Source organism: Actinomadura sp. RB99, assembly GCF_014706005.1.
Classification (GTDB): domain Bacteria; phylum Actinomycetota; class Actinomycetes; order Streptosporangiales; family Streptosporangiaceae; genus Spirillospora.
Map to the genome: position 1 here is coordinate 1 of NZ_JABMCA010000183.1, position 991 is coordinate 991.

1 protein-coding gene is annotated in these 991 nt (G+C 74.9%); it reads left to right on the top strand.

The annotated features are described in order from the left end of the window. Positions 1-92 precede the first annotated feature (92 nt). Positions 93-991, top strand: an 899-nt coding sequence (locus tag amrb99_RS49460; RefSeq protein WP_347257208.1) for a biotin/lipoyl-containing protein, incomplete at its 3' end; no start/stop codon positions are given.

Here is a 991-nt window from a genome sequence, read left to right on the forward strand (position 1 = left end):
CCGTACCCGCCGTCCCGCCTCGAGGACCACTACCTGCCCGACCTCGACCGCATCCTCGACGCGGTCGACCGGACCTTCGCGTGGTGACGCCGGTGAGCCCGAAACTGTTCAAGCTGCCCGACGTCGGCGAGGGACTGACCGAGGCGGAGATCGTCAAGTGGCACGTCCAGCCCGGCGACACCGTCGAGGTCAACCAGACGATCGTGGAGATCGAGACGGCCAAGGCGATCGTGGAGCTGCCCTGCCCGTTCGAGGGCGTGGTCGCCGAGCTGCTGGTCACCGAGCGCCAGACCGTGGACGTCGGGGTGCCGATCATCGCGGTGAGCACCGAGGCCGAGGGCGGCGTCGCGACCCCGGTCTCCGAGCCCCCGGCGCAGGCCGCGGCGATGCGCGAGGAGGGCGTCCCGTCCGCCGACGAACCCGGGATGACCTCGCCTGAGCAGCCGAAACGCCAGCCCGTCCTGGTCGGCTACGGGGTCAAGGAGCCGGCGACCAAGCGCCGTCCCCGCAAGGCGGCCAACGGCGCGCCGCCGGTGCCCGCCCCGTCCCCCGCGCCGCCGCAGGCAGCGGCCCCGGCACCCGCACCGCCCACGCCGCCCGCGCCGCCCGCCGTTCGGCCGCCTGCGGCGCCCGTTCGTCCACAGCCTGTGGAAAACGGGTTGCCGCTGGCCAAGCCGCCCGTCCGGAAGATGGCCAAGGACCTCGGCGTCGACCTGACGACGATCACCGGCTCGGGCCCGAACGGCTCGATCACCCGCGACGACGTCCTCGCCGCCCAGGCCGGTCCGCCCCCGGCGCAGGCCGCGCAGGCGCCGCGCGCCGCCGCCGAACGCGAGGAGCGGATCGCGGTCAAGGGCGTCCGCAAGGCGACCGCCGCCGCGATGTCGGGATCGGCGTTCACCGCGCCGCACGTCACCGAGTTCCTCCAGGTCGACGTGACCCGCACGATGGAGGCGGTGGCCCGGCTCCGGGCACTCCCCGACTTCGCCGG